23 protein-coding genes are annotated in these 21,271 nt (G+C 67.7%); 10 read left to right on the top strand and 13 right to left on the bottom strand.

Annotation, left to right across the window (positions count from 1 at the left end; translation table 11 throughout):
• Window positions 1-83: 83 nt before the first annotated feature.
• From QUE68_RS25880 to QUE68_RS25905, 6 genes are read right to left on the bottom strand one after another with little or no spacing between them, the layout of a single operon-like run.
• On the bottom strand, window positions 84-506 hold the full coding sequence (locus QUE68_RS25880) for a hypothetical protein (RefSeq protein WP_286274636.1): 423 nt from the start codon (window positions 504-506) through the stop codon (window positions 84-86).
• On the bottom strand, window positions 507-1,751 hold the full coding sequence (locus tag QUE68_RS25885; protein ID WP_284234855.1) for an O-succinylhomoserine sulfhydrylase: 1,245 nt from the start codon (window positions 1,749-1,751) through the stop codon (window positions 507-509).
• Window positions 1,748-2,161 (bottom strand): rhodanese-like domain-containing protein, encoded by a 414-nt coding sequence (locus tag QUE68_RS25890; RefSeq protein WP_284234854.1) that lies wholly within the window; start codon window positions 2,159-2,161, stop codon window positions 1,748-1,750. The genes QUE68_RS25885 and QUE68_RS25890 overlap by 4 nt, the downstream gene beginning before the upstream one ends.
• A 34-nt stretch (window positions 2,162-2,195) precedes the next feature.
• On the bottom strand, window positions 2,196-2,663 hold the full coding sequence (locus tag QUE68_RS25895; RefSeq protein ID WP_286274637.1) for an Rv0361 family membrane protein: 468 nt from the start codon (window positions 2,661-2,663) through the stop codon (window positions 2,196-2,198).
• Window positions 2,660-3,763 (bottom strand): ATP-grasp domain-containing protein, encoded by a 1,104-nt coding sequence (locus QUE68_RS25900; RefSeq protein WP_286274638.1) that lies wholly within the window; start codon window positions 3,761-3,763, stop codon window positions 2,660-2,662. Before QUE68_RS25900 ends, QUE68_RS25895 begins: the two co-directional genes overlap by 4 nt.
• A gap of 24 nt (window positions 3,764-3,787) precedes the next feature.
• On the bottom strand, window positions 3,788-4,102 hold the full coding sequence (locus QUE68_RS25905) for a UBP-type zinc finger domain-containing protein (protein WP_286274639.1): 315 nt from the start codon (window positions 4,100-4,102) through the stop codon (window positions 3,788-3,790).
• 39 nt (window positions 4,103-4,141) lie between these two features.
• On the opposite strand from QUE68_RS25905, the gene QUE68_RS25910 reads away from it, so the two are divergent.
• Complete coding sequence (locus tag QUE68_RS25910) at window positions 4,142-5,737, top strand: Na+/H+ antiporter (RefSeq protein ID WP_284234850.1); 1,596 nt, start codon at window positions 4,142-4,144, stop codon at window positions 5,735-5,737.
• Here QUE68_RS25910 and QUE68_RS25915 read toward each other — a convergent pair.
• On the bottom strand, window positions 5,693-6,163 hold the full coding sequence (locus QUE68_RS25915; RefSeq protein WP_284236116.1) for a MarR family winged helix-turn-helix transcriptional regulator: 471 nt from the start codon (window positions 6,161-6,163) through the stop codon (window positions 5,693-5,695). The genes QUE68_RS25910 and QUE68_RS25915 overlap by 45 nt on opposite strands.
• 211 nt (window positions 6,164-6,374) lie before the next feature.
• Between QUE68_RS25915 and QUE68_RS25920 the strand changes: the two genes are divergently transcribed.
• Both QUE68_RS25920 and QUE68_RS25925 read left to right on the top strand, forming a co-directional pair.
• Window positions 6,375-7,586, top strand: coding sequence for a cytochrome P450 (locus QUE68_RS25920; protein WP_286274640.1), 1,212 nt, complete (start codon window positions 6,375-6,377; stop codon window positions 7,584-7,586).
• A 12-nt stretch (window positions 7,587-7,598) separates the two neighbouring features.
• Window positions 7,599-7,787, top strand: a complete 189-nt coding sequence (locus QUE68_RS25925; RefSeq protein WP_286274641.1) for a ferredoxin — start codon at window positions 7,599-7,601, stop codon at window positions 7,785-7,787.
• Here the strand turns inward: QUE68_RS25925 and QUE68_RS25930 are convergent.
• From QUE68_RS25930 to QUE68_RS25940, 3 genes are all read right to left on the bottom strand, one after another.
• Window positions 7,773-8,474 carry a hypothetical protein gene (locus tag QUE68_RS25930; protein WP_284234846.1) on the bottom strand — a complete coding sequence of 234 codons (702 nt, stop codon included), beginning with the start codon at window positions 8,472-8,474 and terminating at the stop codon, window positions 7,773-7,775. The two genes, QUE68_RS25925 and QUE68_RS25930, sit on opposite strands and share 15 nt — an antisense overlap.
• A gap of 83 nt (window positions 8,475-8,557) precedes the next feature.
• The gene (locus QUE68_RS25935) at window positions 8,558-9,187 is read right to left on the bottom strand and encodes a PaaI family thioesterase (protein ID WP_455012560.1); all 630 of its coding nucleotides are present in this window, start codon (window positions 9,185-9,187) and stop codon (window positions 8,558-8,560) included.
• A complete protein-coding gene (locus QUE68_RS25940; RefSeq protein ID WP_284234845.1) occupies window positions 9,184-10,479 on the bottom strand; it encodes an adenylosuccinate synthase in 1,296 nt (431 codons plus the stop codon). Before QUE68_RS25940 ends, QUE68_RS25935 begins: the two co-directional genes overlap by 4 nt.
• A gap of 69 nt (window positions 10,480-10,548) precedes the next feature.
• Between QUE68_RS25940 and QUE68_RS25945 the strand changes: the two genes are divergently transcribed.
• Genes QUE68_RS25945 through QUE68_RS25955 form a run of 3 tightly spaced genes read left to right on the top strand, consistent with a single transcriptional unit; the run spans window position 10,549 to window position 12,543 of the window.
• Entirely contained in the window at window positions 10,549-11,154 is a 606-nt protein-coding gene (locus tag QUE68_RS25945; protein WP_286274642.1) for a peptidase M50, read from the top strand.
• A 27-nt stretch (window positions 11,155-11,181) separates the two neighbouring features.
• Entirely contained in the window at window positions 11,182-11,754 is a 573-nt protein-coding gene (locus QUE68_RS25950; RefSeq protein WP_286274643.1) for a hypothetical protein, read from the top strand.
• Between the two features lie 9 nt (window positions 11,755-11,763).
• Window positions 11,764-12,543 carry a site-2 protease family protein gene (locus QUE68_RS25955; RefSeq protein ID WP_286274644.1) on the top strand — a complete coding sequence of 260 codons (780 nt, stop codon included), beginning with the start codon at window positions 11,764-11,766 and terminating at the stop codon, window positions 12,541-12,543.
• A 6-nt stretch (window positions 12,544-12,549) separates the two neighbouring features.
• On the opposite strand, the gene QUE68_RS25960 is transcribed toward QUE68_RS25955, so the two are convergent.
• Window positions 12,550-12,966, bottom strand: a complete 417-nt coding sequence (locus tag QUE68_RS25960) for a DUF3151 domain-containing protein (RefSeq protein ID WP_284234841.1) — start codon at window positions 12,964-12,966, stop codon at window positions 12,550-12,552.
• 101 nt (window positions 12,967-13,067) lie between these two features.
• Between QUE68_RS25960 and QUE68_RS25965 the strand changes: the two genes are divergently transcribed.
• The gene (locus QUE68_RS25965; RefSeq protein ID WP_286274645.1) at window positions 13,068-13,796 is read left to right on the top strand and encodes an Rv0361 family membrane protein; all 729 of its coding nucleotides are present in this window, start codon (window positions 13,068-13,070) and stop codon (window positions 13,794-13,796) included.
• A 62-nt stretch (window positions 13,797-13,858) separates the two neighbouring features.
• On the opposite strand, the gene fbaA is transcribed toward QUE68_RS25965, so the two are convergent.
• Window positions 13,859-14,896: a class II fructose-bisphosphate aldolase gene (gene fbaA / locus QUE68_RS25970; protein WP_284234839.1), complete on the bottom strand. Its 1,038-nt coding sequence runs from the start codon at window positions 14,894-14,896 to the stop codon at window positions 13,859-13,861.
• A 991-nt stretch (window positions 14,897-15,887) separates the two neighbouring features.
• Here fbaA and QUE68_RS25975 point away from each other — a divergent pair.
• Window positions 15,888-18,653 (top strand): ATP-binding protein, encoded by a 2,766-nt coding sequence (locus QUE68_RS25975; protein WP_286274646.1) that lies wholly within the window; start codon window positions 15,888-15,890, stop codon window positions 18,651-18,653.
• 47 nt (window positions 18,654-18,700) lie between these two features.
• On the opposite strand, the gene QUE68_RS25980 is transcribed toward QUE68_RS25975, so the two are convergent.
• Window positions 18,701-19,714, bottom strand: coding sequence for an alcohol dehydrogenase catalytic domain-containing protein (locus tag QUE68_RS25980; protein WP_284234837.1), 1,014 nt, complete (start codon window positions 19,712-19,714; stop codon window positions 18,701-18,703).
• 106 nt (window positions 19,715-19,820) lie between these two features.
• Here QUE68_RS25980 and QUE68_RS25985 point away from each other — a divergent pair, with 106 nt between their 5' ends.
• Window positions 19,821-20,120 (top strand): hypothetical protein, encoded by a 300-nt coding sequence (locus QUE68_RS25985; protein WP_284234836.1) that lies wholly within the window; start codon window positions 19,821-19,823, stop codon window positions 20,118-20,120.
• 65 nt (window positions 20,121-20,185) lie between these two features.
• On the top strand, window positions 20,186-21,271 hold the full coding sequence (locus tag QUE68_RS25990) for a hypothetical protein (RefSeq protein WP_286274647.1): 1,086 nt from the start codon (window positions 20,186-20,188) through the stop codon (window positions 21,269-21,271).

Consider the following 21,271-nt stretch of genomic DNA (forward strand, 5'->3'; position numbering starts at 1 on the left):
CAAGACTCACCGAGGGCCCAGTTCAGGAAGACTCCGCGCCGCCGCCGGACGTTAGCTGAATCCGGCACAGCGGAGTCTGTTCGCTATCCGCGATCTCCACTAATGACATCTTCGGAGTCGGCGACGGGAAACGGGTCCCCGATCCGGTACGACTCGACCTCGTCCAGCCGGGCGAACAGCTCCTCGACCGTGAGCCCGATGGAGGCGGGGTCCTCGGCCGAGCCAACGAGCAGCACGTGGGGTTCCTCTGGGTCGGTGAGCCAGAGCCGGGTCACCGACTCCACCGACTCGTCGTCCACCTCGACCCCGGACGGCGGGTAGTACCAGGTGACGAAGTCCTCGCCGGAGTGGGCGTCATCGAAGATCCAGCCGCGCGGAATGATCTCGTCGGCAATGCGGGCGACACCCTGGACGTCGGCGTGCACGTCGGCCGGTAACCAGCTGTCGTTGCGGGCGTTCAGCCGCTTCTTGCGCCGCGCCTTCTTGGCCGCATTCGACCTCGACATCTAGCTGAGAGCCTGATCCAGGTCTGCGATCAGGTCCTCCGTGCCCTCGAGCCCGACGGACACCCGCACCACCGCGTCGCCGAGTCCGATCGCCGCCCGACCCTCCGGACCCATCGCGCGATGGGTGGTGGTGGCGGGATGCGTGATGAGCGACTTGGAGTCACCCAGGTTGTTCGAGATGTCGATGATGCGCAGTTTGTCGAGTACCTCGAAGGCGCGTTGTTTGCCCTGTCCCTCGGCGGCCGCCAACTCGAACGTGACGACCGTGCCGCCGCCCCGCATCTGCCGTTTGGCCAGATCGTACTGCGGATGCGACTCGAGGAACGGATACCGCACCCACGACACCGATGGGTGGTTCTGCAGGAACTCTGCGACCCGATGCGCCGAGGCGTTCGCGTAGTCAACCCGAACCGCCAGCGTCTCAAGGCCTTTCAACATCGTCCAGGCGTTGAAGGGACTGATCGCCGGTCCGGTGTGGCGCATCAACTTCTGCACCGGCCCGTCGATGAATTCCTTGTCGCCGAGGATCGCGCCGCCGAGCACCCGGCCCTGACCGTCGATGTGCTTGGTACCCGAGTAGACGACGACGTCCGCACCCAGCGGCATGCCCTGCTGCAGCAGTGGGGTCGCGAAGACGTTGTCCAGCACCACCTTTGCGCCGGCGGAGTGCGCCAGATCGGAAACCGCGGCGATGTCGACGAGCGACTGCATCGGGTTCGACGGCGTCTCGAAGAACACTGCTCGGGTGGGCTTGGAGGTATCGGCCAGCGCCTCCTCCCACTCGGAGAGGTCTTCCCCGTCGACGAACACGGTCTCCACGCCCCACCGCGGCAGGATCTCGTTGCACACCACGAAGCACGAACCGAACAGGCTGCGCGCGGCCACCAACCGGTCGCCGGCTCCGAGCAGGGCACCGAGGGACGTGAACACCGCGGCCATCCCCGTCGCCGTCGCGAAGGCCGCTGGCGCGTCCTCGATCAGCCGCAACCGTTCCTCGAACATCGCGATGGTGGGATTGCCGTACCGGGAGTAGACGAACCGGTCGATCTCCCCGGTGAACGCCTTCTCGGCATCGCCCGCCGAGCCGTAGACGTAACCGGAGGTCAGGTAGAGCGCCTCGGAGGTCTCCTCGAACTCCGATCGCAGCAGACCACCGCGTACCCCGATGGTGGCCTGACTCACGCCGTCGGGCAATGCCTTTGGGATCCGCACCGAAGGGACGGGACGATCCTCGGATTCGGTCATGATTGTCTCCAGGGTAGGCCGATGGCCTTCCAGCCGGTCCCGCCGCGGTGCCCGAGCTCGTCGAGGTTCCCCTCGAAACCGTCGAGCACGTTGTAGGACGGCGCGATCCCGGCGTCGGTGGCGGCCTCGGCCGCGCCAATCGAGCGGTTGCCGGAGCGGCACAGGAACACGACCGGGCGCTCCCCCGGCGTCACGCCCGCAGCCACCAGCTCGTCGACGAATCCGTCGTTGTGCGTGCCGTCGGTGCGGCTCCATTCGACGTACACGACGTCGCGCTGCAGTGACGAGATGTCGGGTACGCCGACGAAGCGCCACTCGGCCGAGGTCCGGCAGTCGACCAGCACGGCCTCGGGATCGCCGACCAACAGCTTCCACGCCTCTTCAGGGGTGATGTCTCCCGCGTAACTCACGACCGCGAGTGTCCCATAGGTAGCTGGGGCAGACCTAGCTCAGGCAGACCTTCCAGGCCCCGTCCTCCTGGACGAAGGTCAGCGGGGTGGGCGACTTACTGTCCGCCGTCTTGTCGAAGTGGTACGTGACGGTCGCCGAGGCGCGGTCGCCGTCGACGCCGATGTCGGTGACGTCGTCGAGGTAACGCTCCCCGTTCTTGGCCACCGAATCACGCTGCCGCGCTTGAAAATCCGACTCGCTGCCCTGGTCGGCTCGGCACGTGAAGTCACGGAACGCGGCGTAGTCCTGGCGTTGCAGCGCGTCGTTCTGGCCGACGGCCGCCCGCGCCACCTGGTCGCCGGGGGTGGTGGTCGTCGACCCGAACACGTTGAACGACACGATTGCGATCACCACGATCGTGATGACCACCAGCGCACCGAGGAAGGGCGCGATGGTGGGGCGGTCGGGCTCGGGTTCCGGCAGCCGAATGGGTCCCTCGTCGTCGGCATCGGAACCCGTCACGACCCGAGCCCATGAACGACGGTGGACACCCGGTGCGCCCGATCACGGGCCCGGACGACGTCGGGGGCGGTCGCGATCGCCACCGACGTCGCGTCCAGCAGTCGCACGTCACTCTCGGGCACGTCGAGGGCCTCGGCCAGCGCGGGGCCGGGGCCGGTCCGACGCGTGCCCACCTCCGCGGCCGCCGGGGAGATCATGATCGTGTCGACCGACAAGCCCAGGATTGCCCTCGCATGCAGCTCGAAGTACGAGAGTCGTTGCGAGCGAAGGGTTATCAGGCCGGTTTCGAGGGGCTGCGCGTCGACCGTGGCGAAGTACACCTCGTCACCGTGCACCAGCAGCTCGACGGCGAACACACCCCGTCCGCCCAGCGAGTGCACGATGCGGGCGGCGATGGACCGCGCGGCGTCCAGAGCCGCCAGCGACAGCCGGTGCGGCTGCCACGTCTCCAGCGGGCCCGCTCCTGCCTTCCGATGCCCGATGGGTTCGCAGAACTGCACGGCCGGTCCCGATGCCTCGGTCGTGCGCACCGTGAGCAGAGTGACCTCCTCGTCGACCTCGACCACGGTTTCGGCCATCACCCGGTTGGACCACGCCGGGCCCGTGGCGAACGCGCGCTTCCACGCGGGCTCGACGTCGTCGGGCCGCGTCAGCACCGACTGGCCGTCGGCAACCGTGCCCGTCAGTGGCGTCACGACCAGCGGGAAGCCGGCATGATCCGCGACGGCGGCCAGCTCCTCGGCCGACGAGGCGAACCAGAACGGCACGGTCGGCAGACCCAGTTCGTCGCCCGCCAACTTGCGCAAGCCCTCGCGATCGGCACCCAGTCGGACCGCACGCGGCGTGGGGAAGACCTCGACGGACTCCCGCTCGGCCGCGGCGATCAGCACGGCGGCCGAGACGTCGGCGGACACGGCGATCACGTAGTCGGGCCGGTGTTCGTCGAGCAGGGCACCCACCGCGTCCGCCTCGGGGCACTGCTCGACCCGCGTGACGGCGACGCCGAGGCGCTCGAACGCCAGGGCCAGCTCGGGACCGGCGTCACCGGCGCCGAGAAGTAGGACGGTACGGGGACGCTCGCTGCCGGAGGCTTCACTCATCGCCTGCCCACCCTGCCAGATCCCTCATCCCAGCTGAATGTCGACGTAGCACCATCGCCAGCTCTCGCCTGGCTCCACGGACCTCATGACGGCATGACCGGTGGTGTGAAAGTGGTCGTTGGCGTGCTTGTGCGGGCTCGAGTCACAACAGCCGACGTGCCCACACGCGAGGCACATCCGCAGATGTGCCCAGGTGCTCTCGCCCAGCTCCGCACACCCCGCGCACATACCCGGCGTGAGGGCTTCGGGCTCCGCCGCGTCGGCGCTCTCGGCGAGGTGCTCGCACGTCGGGGACGACGGCGGGGAATTCACCTCGCGCTGTCGCGTTCTCCTCCGCATGCCGTCAACAATAGGGCGGTCTTGGAAAGGGGGTGCGGCATGGCAGGTGCCGCATTGCTTGCGGTTCTCGTGGCGTCGGTGTTGCTGGCCGGGATCGCGCGCCGGTTCGACGTGTCCGGACCGTTGGCCTTGGTGGTGGCCGGCCTGCTGGCGGGCCTCATCCCCGGCGTCGACGGCATCGAGCTCGAACCGGATCTGGTGCTGTTCGTCATCCTGCCCCCGCTGCTGTGGTCCGCCGGGCTCGAGAGCAGCTATGTCGCGATGCGGAGGAACACGCGCCGAATCGGCCTGCTCGCGGTGGGTCTGCCACTGGTCACCACGTTCGCGGTCGGCATCGTGGCCTACCACACGGTGCCCGAGCTGACGATCGCCGCGGCGCTCACGCTCGGCGCGATCGTCGCCCCGCCGGATGCGGTGTCCGCCACGGCCATCGGCCGCAGGCTCGGGCTGCCGCGCCAGATCATGACGTTGCTCGGCGGCGAGAGCCTGCTCAACGATGCGACCGCCCTGACGGCCTACAAGGTCGCGCTGGCGGCGGCGATCGGCACGGCCACGAGCTGGGGGACGCCCATCTTCACGTTCGCGCTGGCGGCGGTCGGCGGCACCGTGGTCGGCGGCGCGATGGGCTCGCTCATCGTGTACGTCCGGCGCTGGCTCGGTGACTCGCTGGTGGAGAGCGCGCTGGGGTTGGTCGCGCCGTTCTTCATCTACCTGCTCGCCGAGGAGACACACGGCTCGGGCGTGATAGCCGTCGTGGTGGCCGCCCTGATCCTCGGCCAGCGCTCGACGCGCGCCAGCTATGCCACCCGACTTCAGGACACCGCCGTCTGGAAGACGGTGCAGTTCGTCCTCGAATCGTTTGCGTTCCTGTTGATCGGGTTGCAGCTGCCGACGGTCGTCGCCGAGCTGCGAGGCATCTCCGTCGCGGTCCTGGTGACCGCCTCGGCGGCGGTGCTGGCGACGGTGATCGTCGTCCGGGTCGTCTGGGTGTTCTCGATGGCGTTCGTGCCGCGCAAGCTGTCCCGTCGCATCCGGGAGAACGAGGAAGCTCCGACGAAGGCGCAGGTCTTCATCGTCGCGTGGGCGGGGATGCGCGGGGTGGTGTCACTGGCCGCCGCGTTCGCCGTACCCGTCAGCACGCTGTCGGGTGACCCGTTTCCCGGGCGGCCGCAGCTGGTGTTCCTGACCTTCGTGGTCGTGGTCGGAACGCTGCTGCTGCACGGGCTCACCCTGCCCTGGATCATCAAGGTGCTCGACGTCCAGGGCGACGATGCCCACCAGGACGCCCTCGACGAGGCCGCCGCCCAGACCAAGGCCGCTCAGGCGGCCGCCGACCGACTCGACCAGCTCATGGCCGAGCAACGTCCGGAATCGGACGTCCACGAGCGTGCCGCCACCGTGCTGCGGCGCTGGAACGACCGTCGCAGCAACTCCGCGTGGGAGCAGCTGGGCCGCGGCGACGACGAGATCGGCGAGGGCCCGGCGGCGGCCTTCCGGCGCCTCCGGCTCGAGATGCTCAAGGCGGAACGGGAGACGTTCATCGCCGAGCGCGACGCAGGCCGGATCAACGACGAGACGCTGCGGTCGGCGTTACGGGGCCTCGACCTGGAGGAGGCGACCCTCTCCAGGGACTAGACCCGCCGGCGGCGTCGCCAGGTCCCCGCGGAACCCCCGCATGGCACCCACCATCGCCGCGAACGTGCGATGCGCCGCCTCGAGATCCGAGTCCGGCAGCTGGGCCATGGCGCCGTGGTTGTGCCGCGCCAGGGCCGCGAAGAACGTCCGCGCAAGGTCCATCCCGTGCTCGGTGTACCGCAGGATCACCTTGCGTCGGTCCGCGGGGTCGGCCTCCCGGCGCAAATGGCCGGCCTCGGCCATCCGCTCGACCAGGTACGTGATCGCCGCACCCGACATACCCATTTGCCGCCGGAGCTCACCGGCCGTCAGCTGCGCACCCCGGGTCTCGGCGATCATGACGAATAACAGCGCCCGAAACTCGTTGGGCGACACATCGTTTCGTTCGGCGAACACCCTGGCGATCCAGTCCGACTCCGCCGTCATCTCACGCAGATCCGCGCCGATCAACTGCTCGAGCCGGGTGCGGTCGGCGGCCCGTCCGATATCGTCGCGCGGCACTGGGCACCCCCGGTCTTCAGCCAACGGTTCGAGTCTAGGGGCCGGGCGCACGTGCGCGGATCGCAAACGGCTCGATTGCGCGACCGGGCGGCTTCGGCCGGTCTCCCCGCCCCGCGCCGTCGGTACCGTCGAAGACATGACTGCATCGGCCGCCCCCTCGCTGCCACCCGTACACATGCGCCGCGACGCCTTCGATCCCACTCCGGAACTCGGCGAGATCCGGGCGGGTGCCGGAGTTCAGACCGTCGTCAACTCGTTTGGCATGACGGTGTATCTGGTTGCCCGGCACGACGACGTGAAGCGGGTGCTGTCCGATCACGATCACTTCTCCAACGCCCGGCCGCCGGGTTTCGTCGTTCCCGGCGCTCCGGTCATGCCCGACGAGGAACTGGCCAGCGCCCGGGCCGGCAACCTCCTCGGCCTCGATCCCCCCGAGCATCAGCGGCTGCGAAGAATGCTGACGCCGGAATTCACCATCCGGCGGATCAAGCGCCTGGAGCCCCGGATCGCCGAGATCGTGACCGAACACCTCGACGCCATGGAGGCGGCCGGACCGCCCACCGACCTCGTCGAGCACTTCGCGCTGCCCATCCCGTCGTTGGTGATCTGCGAGTTGCTCGGCGTGCCCTACGAGGATCGCGCGGACTTCCAGTCCCGTTCCGCCCGCCAACTCGATCTCTCGCTGCCGATCCCCGAGCGGCTCGAGATGCAGCGCCGGGGCCGCACGTACATGCAGTCCCTCGTCGGCAGGGCCCGCCGCCACCCGGGTGAGGACATCCTCGGCATGTTGGTCCGCGAGCACGGCACCGAACTGACCGACGACGAACTGGTCGGCATCGCAGGTCTGCTGCTGCTCGCCGGCCACGAGACCACGTCGAACATGCTGGGACTGGGCACCCTTGCGCTGCTGCGACATCCCGACCAGTTGGCCGCCGTGCGCGACGATCCCGATGCCATCGGACCCGCGATCGAGGAACTTCTGCGGTGGCTGTCGATCGTGCATACCTCGATTCCCCGGGTAACCACGACCGACGTCGAGGTGGCGGGCGTGCCCATTCCGGCGGGTCAGCTGGTGTTCGCGTCGCTGCCCGCGGCCAATCGCGATCCCGAATTCATCTCAGCGCCAGACGTTCTCGACGTTCGCCGCGGCGCGCCGGGGCACGTCGCCTTCGGGCACGGAGTGCACCACTGTCTGGGCGCCTCGCTGGCGCGGATGGAGATGCGGATCGCGTGGCCCGCGCTGCTGAAGCGGTTCCCGAAGCTGGCGCTGGCCGAGGACTTCGACGATGTCGCGTTCCGCTCGTTCCACTTCATCTACGGACTACGGTCGTTGGCAGTGACCTGGTGATGGGATGGTGACATGAGACTAGAGGCCGACCGCGAGGACTGCATCGCGTCGGGCAACTGCGTGATGATCTCCAACGCGTTGTTCGACCAGGACGACGACGGCATCGTGGTGCTGCTCGCCGAGGAGGTGCCCGACGGCGAGGAGGACCACGCCCGCGAGGCGGTCAAGATCTGCCCGGCGTCGGTACTACGCCTGGTCTGACGACCTGGAGTCTTCGGCGCGCGGGTCCAGGTCGATGACCCCAGATCGGTTGAGCACGAACAGGCTCACCACCAATACCCACGCCGGGAAGGCCAGCGCGATCCACATGCTGACGTCCGCGGCGAGCATCACCGCCAGCACCACGGCGTAGGTGGTCATCACCAACCAGCGCGGCATCAGGGACGTCTTGAGCCAGATGGTGGCCAGCGACATCATGAACACCGCCGCCATCCGCAGCGCATACGTCTTGGTCAACGTCATCAACAGCATCTGCCCGAACGCCGTGATCTCGATGCGCGCGGCCGAGTCCGACGTGGCGAGGTCGCCCGACGACAGCGCCACCCCCACCGCACTGGCCACGAAGGTCATCGCCAGGAACAGCAGCCCGCTGCCGAGGAACACCGACGAGAAGAACTTGTCCTCGAAGTGGCCAAAACCGTCGCGCACGACGCCGATGAACCACAGGAACATGATTCCGGCGAACGGCATCAGGATGGCCGCGACGCGAATCCTGGCCCGCCCGCTCTCGATCCACTGCGTGCCGATCTGGGGATGCTCGGGCAGCGTTGTGCGGATCAGGATGAGCGCCGCGGCGAACAGGATCGCGAACAGCACTCCGGCCACGGCCGCCGCGCGGGGGGTGGACAGCGTGCGTAGATGACGCTGTGCAGCGCCGGTTTCGGTCACGCGGTCATGGTCTCACTGACATCTGCGCCACGGTCGTGGAACGCGCCGAGCGCAGCCCGGCAGCACACGTCGGTGCCGTGGCGTCAGGGTTGGCCTGGTAGCAGCCGAATCATCAACCCGTTGGCCTCGGCGCAGAGGGTGCCGTCGGGCTTGCGCAGCTCGGCGTTGACGAACGCCTTGCGGCCCTCGACCGTGCGGATCCAGCCCTTGGCGCTCAGTGCCGTGTCGATCGGCGTGACGCTGCGATAGTCGACGTGCAGGAACCCCGTGCGGCTGATCGGACGCCCGGCAGCGTGGATCACCATGCCGAAGATCGAGTCGAACAGCAGCGGAAGCACTCCACCGTGAACGGCCGAGTTGCCACCGACGTGGAAGCGAGTGAACGAGACGCTCAACTCGACGCCGTCGGCCTCGAATCTGGTCACCCGGTAGGGCGGCATCAGCAGGCTGCCCGAACCGGGAAGCGTAGGAACGCGATTGGCGGGCCCAACGCCCTCGGCCGCCTCGAAGGGCTCCAGCAGATCGACCAGCCCCGCGACGCGAGCGGCGGCGTCGACCCAGGTGTCACCGTCGGGGTCGGCCGACACGGCGAGGTCCTGCAACCGTCTCATCGACGCCAGGAACGGACCGTATCCCGGCCCCGGGTTCGCGGGTTCGAAGAGCGGAAAGCCACCGTGCCGGTCGTACTCGGGATCGTCGGTCAGGTCACTCACGTGCGCGCCAGGATGTCGCGGCGCACGATGGTCTGCTCGCGGCCGGGACCCACGCCGATGCACGAAACATGGGCGCCGGCAAGCTCTTCGAGCCGCAGCACGTAGTCACGTGCCTTCGCGGGCAGATCCTCGAAACTGCGCGCCTGGGAGATGTCCTCCCACCAGCCGGGCAGTTCCTCGTAGACGGGCTGCGCGACGGCGATGTCACTCTGGGTCATCGGCATCTCGTCGGTCCGCTTGCCGTTCACCGTGTACCCGACGCACACCGGCACGGTCTCGAGGCTCGACAGCACGTCGAGCTTGGTCAGGAAGTAGTCGGTGATCCCGTTGACGCGGGTGGCGTAGCGGGCGATCACGGCGTCGAACCAGCCGCAACGCCTGGCCCGCCCGGTGGTGACGCCGACTTCGCCACCGGTCTTGGACAGGTACGCGCCGAACTCGTCGAACAGTTCGGTCGGGAAGGGGCCCGAGCCCACGCGCGTGGTGTACGCCTTGAGGATTCCCAGCACGGTCGTGATCCTGGTCGGCCCGATGCCCGAGCCGACGGCCGCACCGCCCGCCGTCGGATTCGACGACGTCACGAACGGATAGGTGCCGTGGTCCACGTCGAGGAGCGTGCCCTGCGAGCCCTCCAGCAGCACGATCTCCCCGTCGTCGAGCGCGTCGTTCAGCAGCAGCCGGGCATCGGCGATGCGGTGCTTGAAGCCCTCGGCCTGCTCGAGCAGCGCATCGCGAACCTCGTGCGGGTCGAGCGCCTTGCGGTTGTAGATCTTGACGAGCACCTGGTTCTTGAATTCCAGTGCGGCGTCGATCTTCTGCGTCAGGGAGTCCGGGTCCAGCACGTCGGAGACGCGAATGCCGATGCGCGCGATCTTGTCCTGATAGCAGGGCCCGATGCCTCGACCAGTCGTGCCGATCTTCTTGCTGCCCATGTAGCGCTCGGTCACCTTGTCGATCGCCACGTGGTACGGCATCAGCAGGTGCGCGTCGGCGGAGATCAACAGGCGCGAGGTGTCCACGGCCCGGTCTTCGAGACCCTTGAGCTCGTTCAGCAACACGCCGGGATCCACGACGACGCCGTTGCCGATGACGTTGGTGACCCCGGGCGTCAGGATGCCCGACGGGATCAGGTGGAGGGCGAAGTTCTCACCGTTGGGGAGGACGACGGTGTGCCCGGCGTTGTTCCCACCCTGGTAGCGAACCACCCATTGGACGCGACCACCGAGTAGGTCGGTGGCCTTTCCCTTGCCCTCGTCGCCCCACTGGGCGCCGATGAGGACGATTGCCGGCATGGCGTTATCTCCCGCTCATCTGCCTCGATACTGTGGCAGCCGGTGACACACCCTATCCGAGAAGATCCCATGCAGGTGAATCCAGACGTCGTGGTGCTGCGCTTCGGCGGGCGCACGCCCCGGTCGCTGGCGCCGCTGCCGGTCGTCGACGTCACCGCACCGACCGACGTCGATGCCGCGGCCGACGCCCGACGCTTGATCGTGCTGGGGACGTCCGCAGACTTGGCGGTGGTGCTGGCCAGGCTGGTGCGCATCGACCGACTCGACGTCGAAGTGGCCCTAGTGCAGCGCCGATGGGCCGCCGGGCGGGCCCGCACCGCGCCCGCGCGGCGGGTTCCGTTGATCCGCGACGAAACCGGCGCGGTGCTCGTCCGCGCCGCCTACTGGCTGCCCCCCGAGGCGGCGCGCACCGTTGCGGGCGAGGCCGTGGTCGACGACACCGTGCTCTTCGATGGCGAGGTGCCGGGTGTGCGGATAGAGCCGACATCCTCTCCGCCGGGGCTGCGGGCCCGCGTGCTCGCCGGTCGGCTGTCGCCACGGCGCTGGGTGACGGGCCGCGCGGCACAGCTCGGCACGACGGGTGTGCTGGTGGTCCGCGACGGTGTGCGGGCGGCGCGCCCAGCGCGGCGGTCGACCTTCTACCGGCACACCACCGGCTGGCTTCGGGTCCGATGAGGCGATCCGCGTGCGACCATTCCGCGGATGTGGTGGTTCTACACGGTGATCCTCGGCATGTCGTTCGCACAGGTCTTGCAGGAACTCGCACTCGCCGTGCGCGAGCGCTCCCGGGACCGTACGCGGAGCCCCTACGTGCCGGCGATGTTGTGGCAGGTCTTCCTGCTGGCGCTCATCGTCGAGGTGTGGTTGGCCGCCACCTACTACCGGGACACCGTCACGCAGATCTCGATTCTCGAGCTGCTGGGGTTCCTGCTGGTCCCCGCTGGCATCCTGGTGATGTCGTTCTTGCTGCCCGAGGCGCAACACGACAGCGACCGCCAAGGTGACCCGTCGGAGGCCTTCGCCCAGGTTCGCTCACTGTTCTTCGGGGTGCTGATCGCGATCGTGGCCGTCAACCTCCTGCATGGATTCCTGATCGGCCAGCAGGGCTGGGACGTCGACTTGCTCTTCCAGTGCCTGATCATCGCCGGAGCGATGGCCGGGCTGTTCCTGCGCGGCGCCGTTGCCGACGTCGTGCTGGCGGTCGTCATGATCGGCATCGTCGCCGCCTACATCGGGGTCGGCTACTCGACCGTCCTGGTCGACGGCACCGGGTAGCTTCGTGGCGTGAGCATCCGTCCGCTGCGCCAGTCGGTGCGCCCGAGTCCGATCTTCCTGGCGATCGTGGCGATCACGGCCGTCGGCGCGGTGGTGGCGTGGCTGGCCGAGTTCGACCGCACGCCCATGGCGTACGTCGGAGTGTTCGTCTTCGTCGTGTTCGGTTGGCTGGTGTCGCTGTGTCTGCACGAGTTCGGGCACGCCTACACGGCGTGGCGTTACGGTGACCGCGACGTCGAGATTCGCGGCTATCTGACGCTCAACCCGCTGAAGTACTCGAATCCGCTTCTGTCCCTTGGCATTCCCATACTCTTCATCGCTCTCGGCGGTATCGGACTGCCCGGCGGGGCGGTCTACCTGCGCACCTGGTCGATGACCAAGCGGCAGCGCACCACCGTCAGCCTCGCGGGCCCGTTCGCCAACGTGGTACTCGCGATCGTGCTGCTGACGATTACCGCCGCGTTCTGGACCCCCGAGCATCTGGTGTTCTGGGGCGGCGTGGCCTTCCTCGGCTTCCTCCAGGTGACGGCGGTGCTGCTCAACCTGCTGCCCATCCCCGGGCTGGACGGTTACGGCGCCCTGGAACCGCACCTGAAGCCGGAGACGCAGCGTCAGCTGGCCCCCGCCAAGCAGTGGGGTTTCCTCATCCTGTTCGTGCTGTTGATGGCCCCGGTGCTCAACGGGTGGTTCTTCGGACTGGTCGCCGGAATCGTCGATCTGTTCGGCGTTCCCGGCGGGCTGTGGCCACTGGGCGGTCAGCTGACGCGATTCTGGTCCGCCTGGTTCTGACCGGCGCTAGGCGAGGCCGAGTTCTCCGCGTGCGGTGCGATCGCAGTCGTCGAGCAGATCGAGGCACCGCTGAAACTCGTCCGTCTCACCGATCGTGTCGGCGGCGTGGGCCAGCGCTGCCACGCAGCGCAGGAAGCCGCGGTTGGGCTGGTGGGCGTAGGGCACGGGCCCGAAACCCTTCCAGCCGTTACGGCGCAGCTGATCCAGGCCGCGGTGGTACCCGGTCCGTGCGTACGCGTACGCCGTGACCGCCTTGTCGTCGGCGAGGGCCTGCTCGGCCAGCTCCGCCCACGCCACCGAGGCCGACGGATGAGCGGCGGCGACGATCGCCGGATTCTCGCCTGCGGCCAGTTCGGCCTCGGCCTCGGTGTCGCCTGGAAGCCGGACCGGATCAGGCCCCAGCAGATCGCCCATGTGAGTCATGCGCTTATTGTGCCGTGCGGATCCCTCCGCGATGTCGCCAGGCTTCGGCGGCTGCGGGTGGATAAGCTCTGCAGAAGTCATCAGGGAGGACTGAGGCACCAATGTCGAACCCATCGGGGCCGGACCAGAACGACGAGCCGGCCAAGGGCGAGGTCGCCGATGCGTCCGCACCCGAGACCGAGGTAATCGATCCCGCCGCGCTGGCCGGGGCCGCGGACGCCGAGGCACCCGAACGCAGGTTCACCGCCCCGTCGGGGATGGACGCGGGCCGGACCCAGATCATCCAGACACCGTCGGAACCGGCCACGGAGATCTTTGCGGTGTCACAGGGACCCGTTGCACCGCAAGTGATTCCGGGCCGGTCCGACGCGCCCAAGCCGCCGGGGCGGCGACGCAGCTGGGGCTGGGTGATCGCGTTGGTACTCGTCATCGCGGCCTTGGCGGCGGTCGCCATCCTGGGCACCCTGCTGCTGAGCCGTGACGATGCGCCCGCCGTGTCGCAGGAGGACCTGGTGCGCACGACGATCCAGAACTTCGATACGGCGATCCAGAGGGGTGACCTGTCCACGCTGCGCACCATCACCTGCGGTGAGACGGCCGACGGGTACATCCGCTACGACGACAAGCAGTGGAGTGACATCCACTCCCGCGTCGCCGCGGCCAGGCAGTACCCGATCATCGCGAGCATCGATCAGGTAATCGTGAACGACGGCCACGCCGAGGCCAACGTCACGACGTTCATGGCCTTCGACCCGTCGACCCGCTCGTCGCGGAGCTTCGATCTGGAGTTCCGCGACGAGCAGTGGAAGATCTGCCAAGCGCCTCAGTAGCCCAACCCCCGCGATTTCGGCGCGGAAACGTTCGGTCAGCGAACGTTTGCGCGCCGAAATCGCTAGCTGCCGGTGACGCTGCGGCCGCTGCTGTGCAGGTCGTTGCAGGCCTCGATGACGCGTTCGGTCATCGACGCCTCCGCCTTCTTCAGATAGCTACGCGGGTCGTACACCTTCTTGTTGCCGACCTCGCCGTCGATCTTCAGCACCCCGTCGTAGTTGGCGAACATGTGGCCGGCCAGTGGCCGGGTGAAGGCGTACTGCGTGTCGGTGTCGACGTTCATCTTCACCACGCCGTAGTTGAGCGAATCCTCGATCTCGGACTTCAGCGAGCCCGACCCGCCATGGAACACGAAGTCGAAGGGCTTGCTCCCGGCCGCCAGGCCCAGCTTGGCGGCGGCGACCTCCTGGCCCTCCTTGAGGACCTCCGGCTTGAGCTTGACGTTGCCCGGCTTGTAGACGCCGTGAACGTTGCCGAAGGTCGCGGCAAGTAGATACCTGCCGTGCTCGCCCGCGCCGAGGGCGTCGATGGTCTTCTCGAAGTCGGCGGCCGTGGTGTAGAGCTTGTCGTTGATCTCGGCCTCGACACCGTCCTCCTCGCCGCCGACGACGCCGATCTCCACCTCGAGGATGATCTTCGCCTCGGCGGCCAGCTTCAGCAGTTCCTTGCCGATCTCGAGGTTCTCGTCGATCGGCACCGCCGACCCGTCCCACATGTGCGACTGGAACAGCGGGTTCTGCCCCTTCGCGACGCGCTCGGCCGAGATCGCCAGCAGTGGACGCACCAGGCCGTCCAGCTTGTCCTTGGGACAGTGGTCGGTGTGCAGGGCCACGGTGATGTCGTACTTGGCGGCGATCACGTGGGCGAACTCGGCGAGCGCGACCGCACCGGTGACCATGTTCTTCAGGCCCAGCCCCGAAGCGAATTCGGCGCCACCGGTGGAGAACTGGATGATGCCGTCACTACCTGCGTCCGCGAAGCCCTTGATCGCGGCGTTCACCGACTCCGAACCGACGCAGTTGATGGCCGGGAACGCGAAGGAGTGCTCCTTGGCACGGCCCAACATCTCGGCGTAGACCTCGGGAGTAGCGATGGGCATGGGAGTTCCTCTCGGTGCAATGCAGTTCGGCTTACCTGGGCAGTATCTCAACAATCGCGCACACATGTGCCGCGGGTTACACGACGAGAATCTTCCGGTAGCGCATCTTGCCGGTGTCGATCGCGTCGCAGACCTCGGCGGCGTGCGCCATACGGACGCTCCTCGAGGACCGCGCGCACCCCGGTTTGAGCCCAACACCATCGCGGCACCCTGCTCCGTACCGCAGCCGCCTCGCCCACGGCTCGGAGCCCGAACGTAGGGAAACACCCGATTTATCGGCGACCTTCGGTCCATAGCGTCGAACCCACGCCCGAGTGGGCAAATAATCGAAGGGGAAGTCCATGACCACTTTTCACAGACCTGCTGCCATGACAATCGCCAGGACGGCTGCGCTGGCCGCGGCGGCCGGATGTACGGCACTGGCACTGGCGAGTCCAGCGTCGGCTCAAAAGAGCGATACACACCTTGCCGTAGATTGCCCGCAGCCCTTCAGCCAGTCATGCGACAAGAAGTCACGGGCGATCTCCTTTCCGACTGACGGTCGCTTGTTCGTCTCTTTCACCGCCGACCCCAATCCACCGGCGTGTGCTCCCGGCCGAGCGCGCATCTTCGTCGACGGCAGGGAGTGGGGCAGCAACATCGTCCAGCCTGGACAGAATGACGGCGGTTACTTCATCGAGACGACTCCCGGACGTCACACCGTTCAGGTCCAGATGGATGGCGTCCTGGGAGGCTGCAATACCGGGTCCATGAGTGGTTGGTCTGGCAACCTTCGCGTCGAGACGGACGCAGACGCAGCGGACGGGGCTGGGTAGCCGCGGGTACGCTCTTGGGCGGCCCGGAAAGACGTTGCTGCCCAGGCGCACTGACGCTCGCCGGGTGCTTCGGCACCTGGGCACCGGTGGGTCTTCTGGCGCGCGGTCTACGAAGTCCCAGATAGCGGCCGGTCCATCGACTAGACGGACGCTTCAACTGCTGAAATGCTTTGCCCATGACTTGGGGAGGCGCCACGAGTCACAGGGTCGAAGCGCGTGTCATCGACGAGTACCTGACGTCGGCGTCGCGCGAACCCTCCGCGCTGTTGATCGAAGGCGAGGCGCGTATCGGCAAGACCACCCTGTGGTCGGCCGCGACCGATCGAGCCCGCGAACGTGGATGTCAGGTGCTCTCCTCGCGGACGGCAGTCACCGAATCCCTCCTGGCCTACGGCGTCCTCGCCGACCTACTCGACGAGATCGACGAGTCGGTCTGGGGTGCGCTGCCCGGCCCGCAGCGAGTTGCAGTGGAACGAATCCTTTTGCGGGTCAACTCAACTGCGTCGACCACGGATCCGCGCACGGTCGCCGCGGGATTCCTGTCGGTCATCGAGGTCCTCGCCGCCCGCGGCCCGGTGGTGCTGGCCGTCGACGACCTGCAGTGGGTGGACGTCTCCAGTCAGCACGTCGTCGCGTTCGCTGCCCAGCGGCTCACGGGGCCGGTCCGGATGCTCGCCACGGTGCGCTCCGATTCCGACGTCGACACCGACACCTCGTGGCTGCAACTGCCTCGCCCCGATGCACTGACGCGGCTGCGATTGCAACCGATGCCGATGCGAGAGTTGCACGCGATGATCTCGGAACGGCTCGGGCGCTCGTTCGCCCGGCCCACGATCAAGCAAATTCAAGACATCTCGGGCGGTAACCCGTTCTACGCTCTGGAACTCGCCAGAGCGATCGGCCCTTCGACGGACTCGATGGTGGCGCTGCCGAACACACTTGCCGAGCTGGTGGCGGTCAGGCTCGGGGGCCTGGAGGCCGACGCCGGCGAGGCATTGCTGGTCGCCGCATGCCTACCCGCACCCACGATGGATCTGGTGGCGCGAGCCACCCGAACCAGCCCCCACCGCGTGGCGCAGATGTTCGGGGACGTCGAGGACAAGGGCATCGTCGCGATCGATGGCCAACGCATTCGCTTCACCCACCCGCTGCTGAGCCAGGGGGTCTACGCCTTGGCGACGCCCGCTCGGCGACGCGCGACGCATCGTCGCCTCGCAGCGACCGTCGATCAAGCCGAACTTCGCGCGCGCCACCTCGCGTTGTCCGCGACCAGCGGCGACGCCGCGACGATGAACTCGCTCGACGCCGCCGCCGAGTCCGCCCGCGCACGAGGAGCACCCGCCGCCGCTGCCGAGTTCGTCGACTTGGCCATCAAGCTTGGTGGTGATACCCCTCGACGCCGACTCCAGGCTGCGAGTCACCACTTCAGCGATGGTGACGCGAAGCAGGCGAGGATGCTGCTCGAGGACGTCATCGCCATGACCGAACCCGGTGTGCTGCGCGCGGAAGCGTCGTGCTTGCTGGGGTTCGTCCACCTGTTCGGCGAGAGCTTCCTTGAGGCCGCCGGAGTGCTGGAGGGGGCACTCGACGAGGCGGGGGATGACACGAGGCTGCGTACGGAGCTGTTGGTGACGCTGTCCTACGCCCGGTACAACGCGGGTCAATTCGGCCGCGCCACGCGTCGAATCGACGAGGCGACCGTCATTGCCGAACGACTCGGTCAGCCGATTCTGCTCAGTCAGGCACTCGGGCTGCGAGTGATACTCGGCTTCCTCCGCGGTGACGGCCTCGATCAGGACCGACTCAGCCGGGCCCAACAGTTGGAAGACGTCGACGTCGACATGCCGATGGCCTTTCGACCCCGGATGCAGAACGCGATGCTCTTGGCGTGGACCGGACGGCTCGACCTCGCCCATGACGAGATGACGGACATTCGGCGGCGCTGCATCGAACGCGGCGAGGAGAACGAATTGATCTTCGTCGCCATTCACGCCGTCCTGCTCGAGATGTGGCGGGGTAACTTCACCGACGCCGGCCTGATCGCCGAGGACACCGAAGAACGCGCGCGGTATCTGGGCGGGGACGTCCCACTCTTCGTGGCAATGACCATCCGTGCTGCCTTGGCGGCGTACGCCGGCCGAGAGGGCGAAGCGCGTCGCGATACCGCCGCTGCGCTGGCTGCCAGCCAACGCTGCGGGGCGAACCTTCTGGTGGTCTGGACGTTGACGACCTTGGGATTCCTCGAGTTGTCGCTGGGGAACTACGAGGCGACCCTCACCGCCACGGCACCGTTGCTCGCCAGGCTCGAGGCGGCGCCAAGGGCGACCGAGATCGTCTCCGCGACCTTCGTGCCCGACGCCGTCGAGGCGATGGTCAACCTCGGCCGACTCGATGACGCCGAGCGGCTCGTCGACATCCTCGAAGGCAACGGCCGTCGGTTGGATCGCGCGTGGATGCTCGCCGTTGGTGCGCGGAGCAGAGCCATGGTGTTGGCCGCCCGCGGAGACATCGACGCCTCGCTCGGGGCCATTCGAGAGGCGACGGCCCAATGTGACAGGCTGCCAATGCCTTTCGAGCACGCGCGCACCCAGCTGCTCTTGGGACAAATCGAGCGACGCCATCGGCGAAAGGATGCCGCCGCCGCCGCCTTCACCACGGCGCTCAAGACCTTCGAGGCCCTCAACGTCCCGCTGTGGGCCGATCGGGCCCGCGCCGAACTGGACCGCAACCACACCGGGCCGCGTCGAAAGACCGTGCTCACGCCGTCCGAACAACGGGTCGCCGAGCTCGCTGCCACCGGTAAGACGACCCGCGACATAGCCGTTGCCCTGTTCATCAGCCCGAAGACCGTCGAAGCCAACCTCGCCCGCATCTACCGCAAGCTCGACATCAGGTCGCGCGCCGAACTCGGCAGCCGCATGCGTGCAGCGGACGCTCAGTAGCGGACGATCTCCTCGGCACACCGACGCCGCGCCCTCACCCAGGTCGGCTAGACCGTCAGCACCATCCGGTAATGCGCCTTGCCCGTGTCCATGGCCTCGTAGGCCGCGGCGGCTTCTGCCAACGGCCGTTCCTCGACGACGGCACGGACACCGGTCTGCACGGCGAAGTGCATGGTTTCCTCGACGTCGCGGGCGGTGCCCGACGGGTGACCGGTCACCGACAGTCCCGCGTTGATCAGGTCGAGCGGACTGATCGGGAGGTTGTCAGGCGTCACACCGACGACGACGAGCTCACCCCGCGGTCCCAATCCCCCCACGGTCGCGGCCATCGCCGCGGAGTTGGCCGCAGTGGCGAGCACTACCTTCGCGCCGCCGAGATCCTGCAGGGCCGACGCGACGTCGGCCTCGTTCGAGTCGACGTAGTGATGTGCCCCCAGCGCCAGTGCGCCCTCGGCCTTGGCGGCACCGCGGGCGATCGCGACGGTCTCGAATCCCATTGCCCTCGCCCACTGCAGGCCCAGGTGGCCGAGGCCTCCGATGCCCAGCACGGCGACCAGGTCGCCGGCCACCGCTCTCGTCTGCCGCAGTGCGTTGAACGTCGTCACTCCGGCGCAGCCCAGCGGCGCGGCCTCGACGAACGACAGACCGTCGGGGATGCGCGCCAGCGCGGTCGCCGGAGCTGTCACCGACTCCGCATACCCTCCCGGATAGTGCCAACTGGGTATCTGAAGACGCTCGCACTGCATGAAATGGCCCATGCGACAGGGCACGCATCGATTGCAATTTCCGCCGAACCAGCCAACAGCCACCCGGTCACCCACGGCGAAGTCCTCGACACCGTCTCCGACCTCGGCGACGGTGCCCGCAATCTCGTGCCCAGGCGTCACGGGCCAGGACAGTCCGGGAAAGCCGCCGCTGACGAAGGCGTGGTCGGTGCCGCACACGCCGCACGCGGCGACGTCGATCCGGACGTGACCGTGCGGCGGCGAGGTGGTGTCGACGTCGACGAGGGTGAGCGGTTGATTCGCGGACGCCACCTGGACTGCCTTGTGTGTGGACATCGGTGAAGTTTAATCCCGCTGCGTTGGCACCCAGAAGGGCTGAGGATTCGAGCACGTAGGGAAACACCCGATTTCTTCGTCATGGAGCGGGATTACCGTCGGGCCGATGAGCTCCCACGCGACATCGGTTCCGTGCTACCTCGTCGAGTGGTACGACCCACGGATGGCAACGGAGCCGATCGAGCACACAGCCGCCAGACTCGACGACTATGCGGTGTCGATGTCCACGCCGGACTCGACCGTGCGGCTGCTCACGGTCCTCGCGGTCCCCGCTGACGACGTGTGCTTCGGCGTATTCACTGCCGCATCAGCAGATCTCGTCGCCGAGACCTGTCAGCGGGCCGGCCTTCCCGCCCAACGACTCACACCTGCCGTCGACGCTCACTTCGGCACCCCGGAGTCGTAGGGAAACCCCCGATTTGTTGGCGCCCTGGGCGGTCTTAGCGTGGGGTGTGAGCCGGGAGGTCTTCGATGTACATGCGCGCCAGCGTGCACGACCACGCCGCCATCATCCTGAGCGTGCTGCTGGTCTTGGGGTCCACCGGGTGCGGGAGTAGCACCGTCGTCCAGGGCAGTTCACGTTCCGCGGCGGCACCGAGCAGCGAATCATCCGTCAGTGCGGCCCCCTCCTCGGCAGGCGGATTGTTCAGCGGCGAGCAGCCATGGACCACCGACGTCGCCGACGCGGAGAGGTCGGACCGCAGCGACGCCATCATCGCCACCCTCAACCGCCTCGGCGGCTGGGGCAACGGCGGCGTGTTTCAGACGGATTTCTCGATCCCGATCTTCTTCGCCGATGGCTCCACCCCCCGCACACAGGTCACCGGCGTCGATGACTACTGCTACGGCGGGCCCGACTGCGACGAGGTGCCTGCCCAGATGCCGGTCCCGGTGGACGCCAACATGGAGGGCTCCGAAGACATGGATTGCGATGTCTCGCAGCAGGACTGCCACATCCTCGTTGCGGAGCGCGACGAAGGCAAGCTGTACGAGGTGTACCAAGGCACCAAGGAGGGTGACGACATCACCGCGATGGGGCTCTTCGTCTGGGACCTCGGCAAGGCCTATCCGGAGACGCTGCGCGGTGATCAGTGCACCAGCGCCGATGCCGCGGGGTTCCCCATCGCAGGCCTCACCCCGACTGCGGACGAAGTGGCCGCGGGCAATGTCGATCACGCTCTGCGCTTCATCCTCCCGAACGACCGGATGAAGGCCGACGTGTACGTCCGGCCGGCGACGCACGCGGGCGGACCGGAGAGCACCGACCCCGACGCTCCTCCCTACGGCGTCCGCCTGCGCCTCAAGAGCGACTTCGACGACTCCGACTTCGGCGAGTCCCAGAAGGTGATCCTGGCGGCGCTCAAGAAGTACGGAATGTTCCTCTCCGATGGCGGCGAGATCGCACTCACCTTTGCCGACGACCGAACGACCACGGCGAAATGGGCCGACTTGGGAATCGAATCGGGGTCATTCAGCTCCATCACCCCCGATGCCTTCGAGGTCGTCGATTTAGGGGAGGAAGTCCCCGTCACCTACGACTGTGTCCGCAATCCGTGA

It is taken from the genome of Mycolicibacterium sp. TUM20985, from assembly GCF_030295745.1.
GTDB lineage: Bacteria > Actinomycetota > Actinomycetes > Mycobacteriales > Mycobacteriaceae > Mycobacterium.

What these genes read in the sequence shown, in the direction of transcription:
- QUE68_RS25880 (WP_286274636.1), bottom strand. Translation starts at nt 506, where the DNA reads ATGTCGAGGTCGAATGCGGCCAAGAAGGCGCGGCGCAAGAAGCGGCTG.
- QUE68_RS25885 (WP_284234855.1), bottom strand. Translation starts at nt 1,751, where the DNA reads ATGACCGAATCCGAGGATCGTCCCGTCCCTTCGGTGCGGATCCCAAAG.
- QUE68_RS25900 (WP_286274638.1), bottom strand. Translation starts at nt 3,763, where the DNA reads ATGAGTGAAGCCTCCGGCAGCGAGCGTCCCCGTACCGTCCTACTTCTC.
- QUE68_RS25905 (WP_286274639.1), bottom strand. Translation starts at nt 4,102, where the DNA reads ATGCGGAGGAGAACGCGACAGCGCGAGGTGAATTCCCCGCCGTCGTCC.
- QUE68_RS25910 (WP_284234850.1), top strand. Translation starts at nt 4,142, where the DNA reads ATGGCAGGTGCCGCATTGCTTGCGGTTCTCGTGGCGTCGGTGTTGCTG.
- QUE68_RS25915 (WP_284236116.1), bottom strand. Translation starts at nt 6,163, where the DNA reads ATGACGGCGGAGTCGGACTGGATCGCCAGGGTGTTCGCCGAACGAAAC.
- QUE68_RS25920 (WP_286274640.1), top strand. Translation starts at nt 6,375, where the DNA reads ATGACTGCATCGGCCGCCCCCTCGCTGCCACCCGTACACATGCGCCGC.
- QUE68_RS25925 (WP_286274641.1), top strand. Translation starts at nt 7,599, where the DNA reads ATGAGACTAGAGGCCGACCGCGAGGACTGCATCGCGTCGGGCAACTGC.
- QUE68_RS25940 (WP_284234845.1), bottom strand. Translation starts at nt 10,479, where the DNA reads ATGCCGGCAATCGTCCTCATCGGCGCCCAGTGGGGCGACGAGGGCAAG.
- QUE68_RS25945 (WP_286274642.1), top strand. Translation starts at nt 10,549, where the DNA reads ATGCAGGTGAATCCAGACGTCGTGGTGCTGCGCTTCGGCGGGCGCACG.
- QUE68_RS25950 (WP_286274643.1), top strand. Translation starts at nt 11,182, where the DNA reads ATGTGGTGGTTCTACACGGTGATCCTCGGCATGTCGTTCGCACAGGTC.
- QUE68_RS25960 (WP_284234841.1), bottom strand. Translation starts at nt 12,966, where the DNA reads ATGACTCACATGGGCGATCTGCTGGGGCCTGATCCGGTCCGGCTTCCA.
- QUE68_RS25965 (WP_286274645.1), top strand. Translation starts at nt 13,068, where the DNA reads ATGTCGAACCCATCGGGGCCGGACCAGAACGACGAGCCGGCCAAGGGC.
- fbaA (WP_284234839.1), bottom strand. Translation starts at nt 14,896, where the DNA reads ATGCCCATCGCTACTCCCGAGGTCTACGCCGAGATGTTGGGCCGTGCC.
- QUE68_RS25975 (WP_286274646.1), top strand. Translation starts at nt 15,888, where the DNA reads ATGACTTGGGGAGGCGCCACGAGTCACAGGGTCGAAGCGCGTGTCATC.
- QUE68_RS25980 (WP_284234837.1), bottom strand. Translation starts at nt 19,714, where the DNA reads ATGTCCACACACAAGGCAGTCCAGGTGGCGTCCGCGAATCAACCGCTC.
- QUE68_RS25985 (WP_284234836.1), top strand. Translation starts at nt 19,821, where the DNA reads ATGAGCTCCCACGCGACATCGGTTCCGTGCTACCTCGTCGAGTGGTAC.
- QUE68_RS25990 (WP_286274647.1), top strand. Translation starts at nt 20,186, where the DNA reads ATGTACATGCGCGCCAGCGTGCACGACCACGCCGCCATCATCCTGAGC.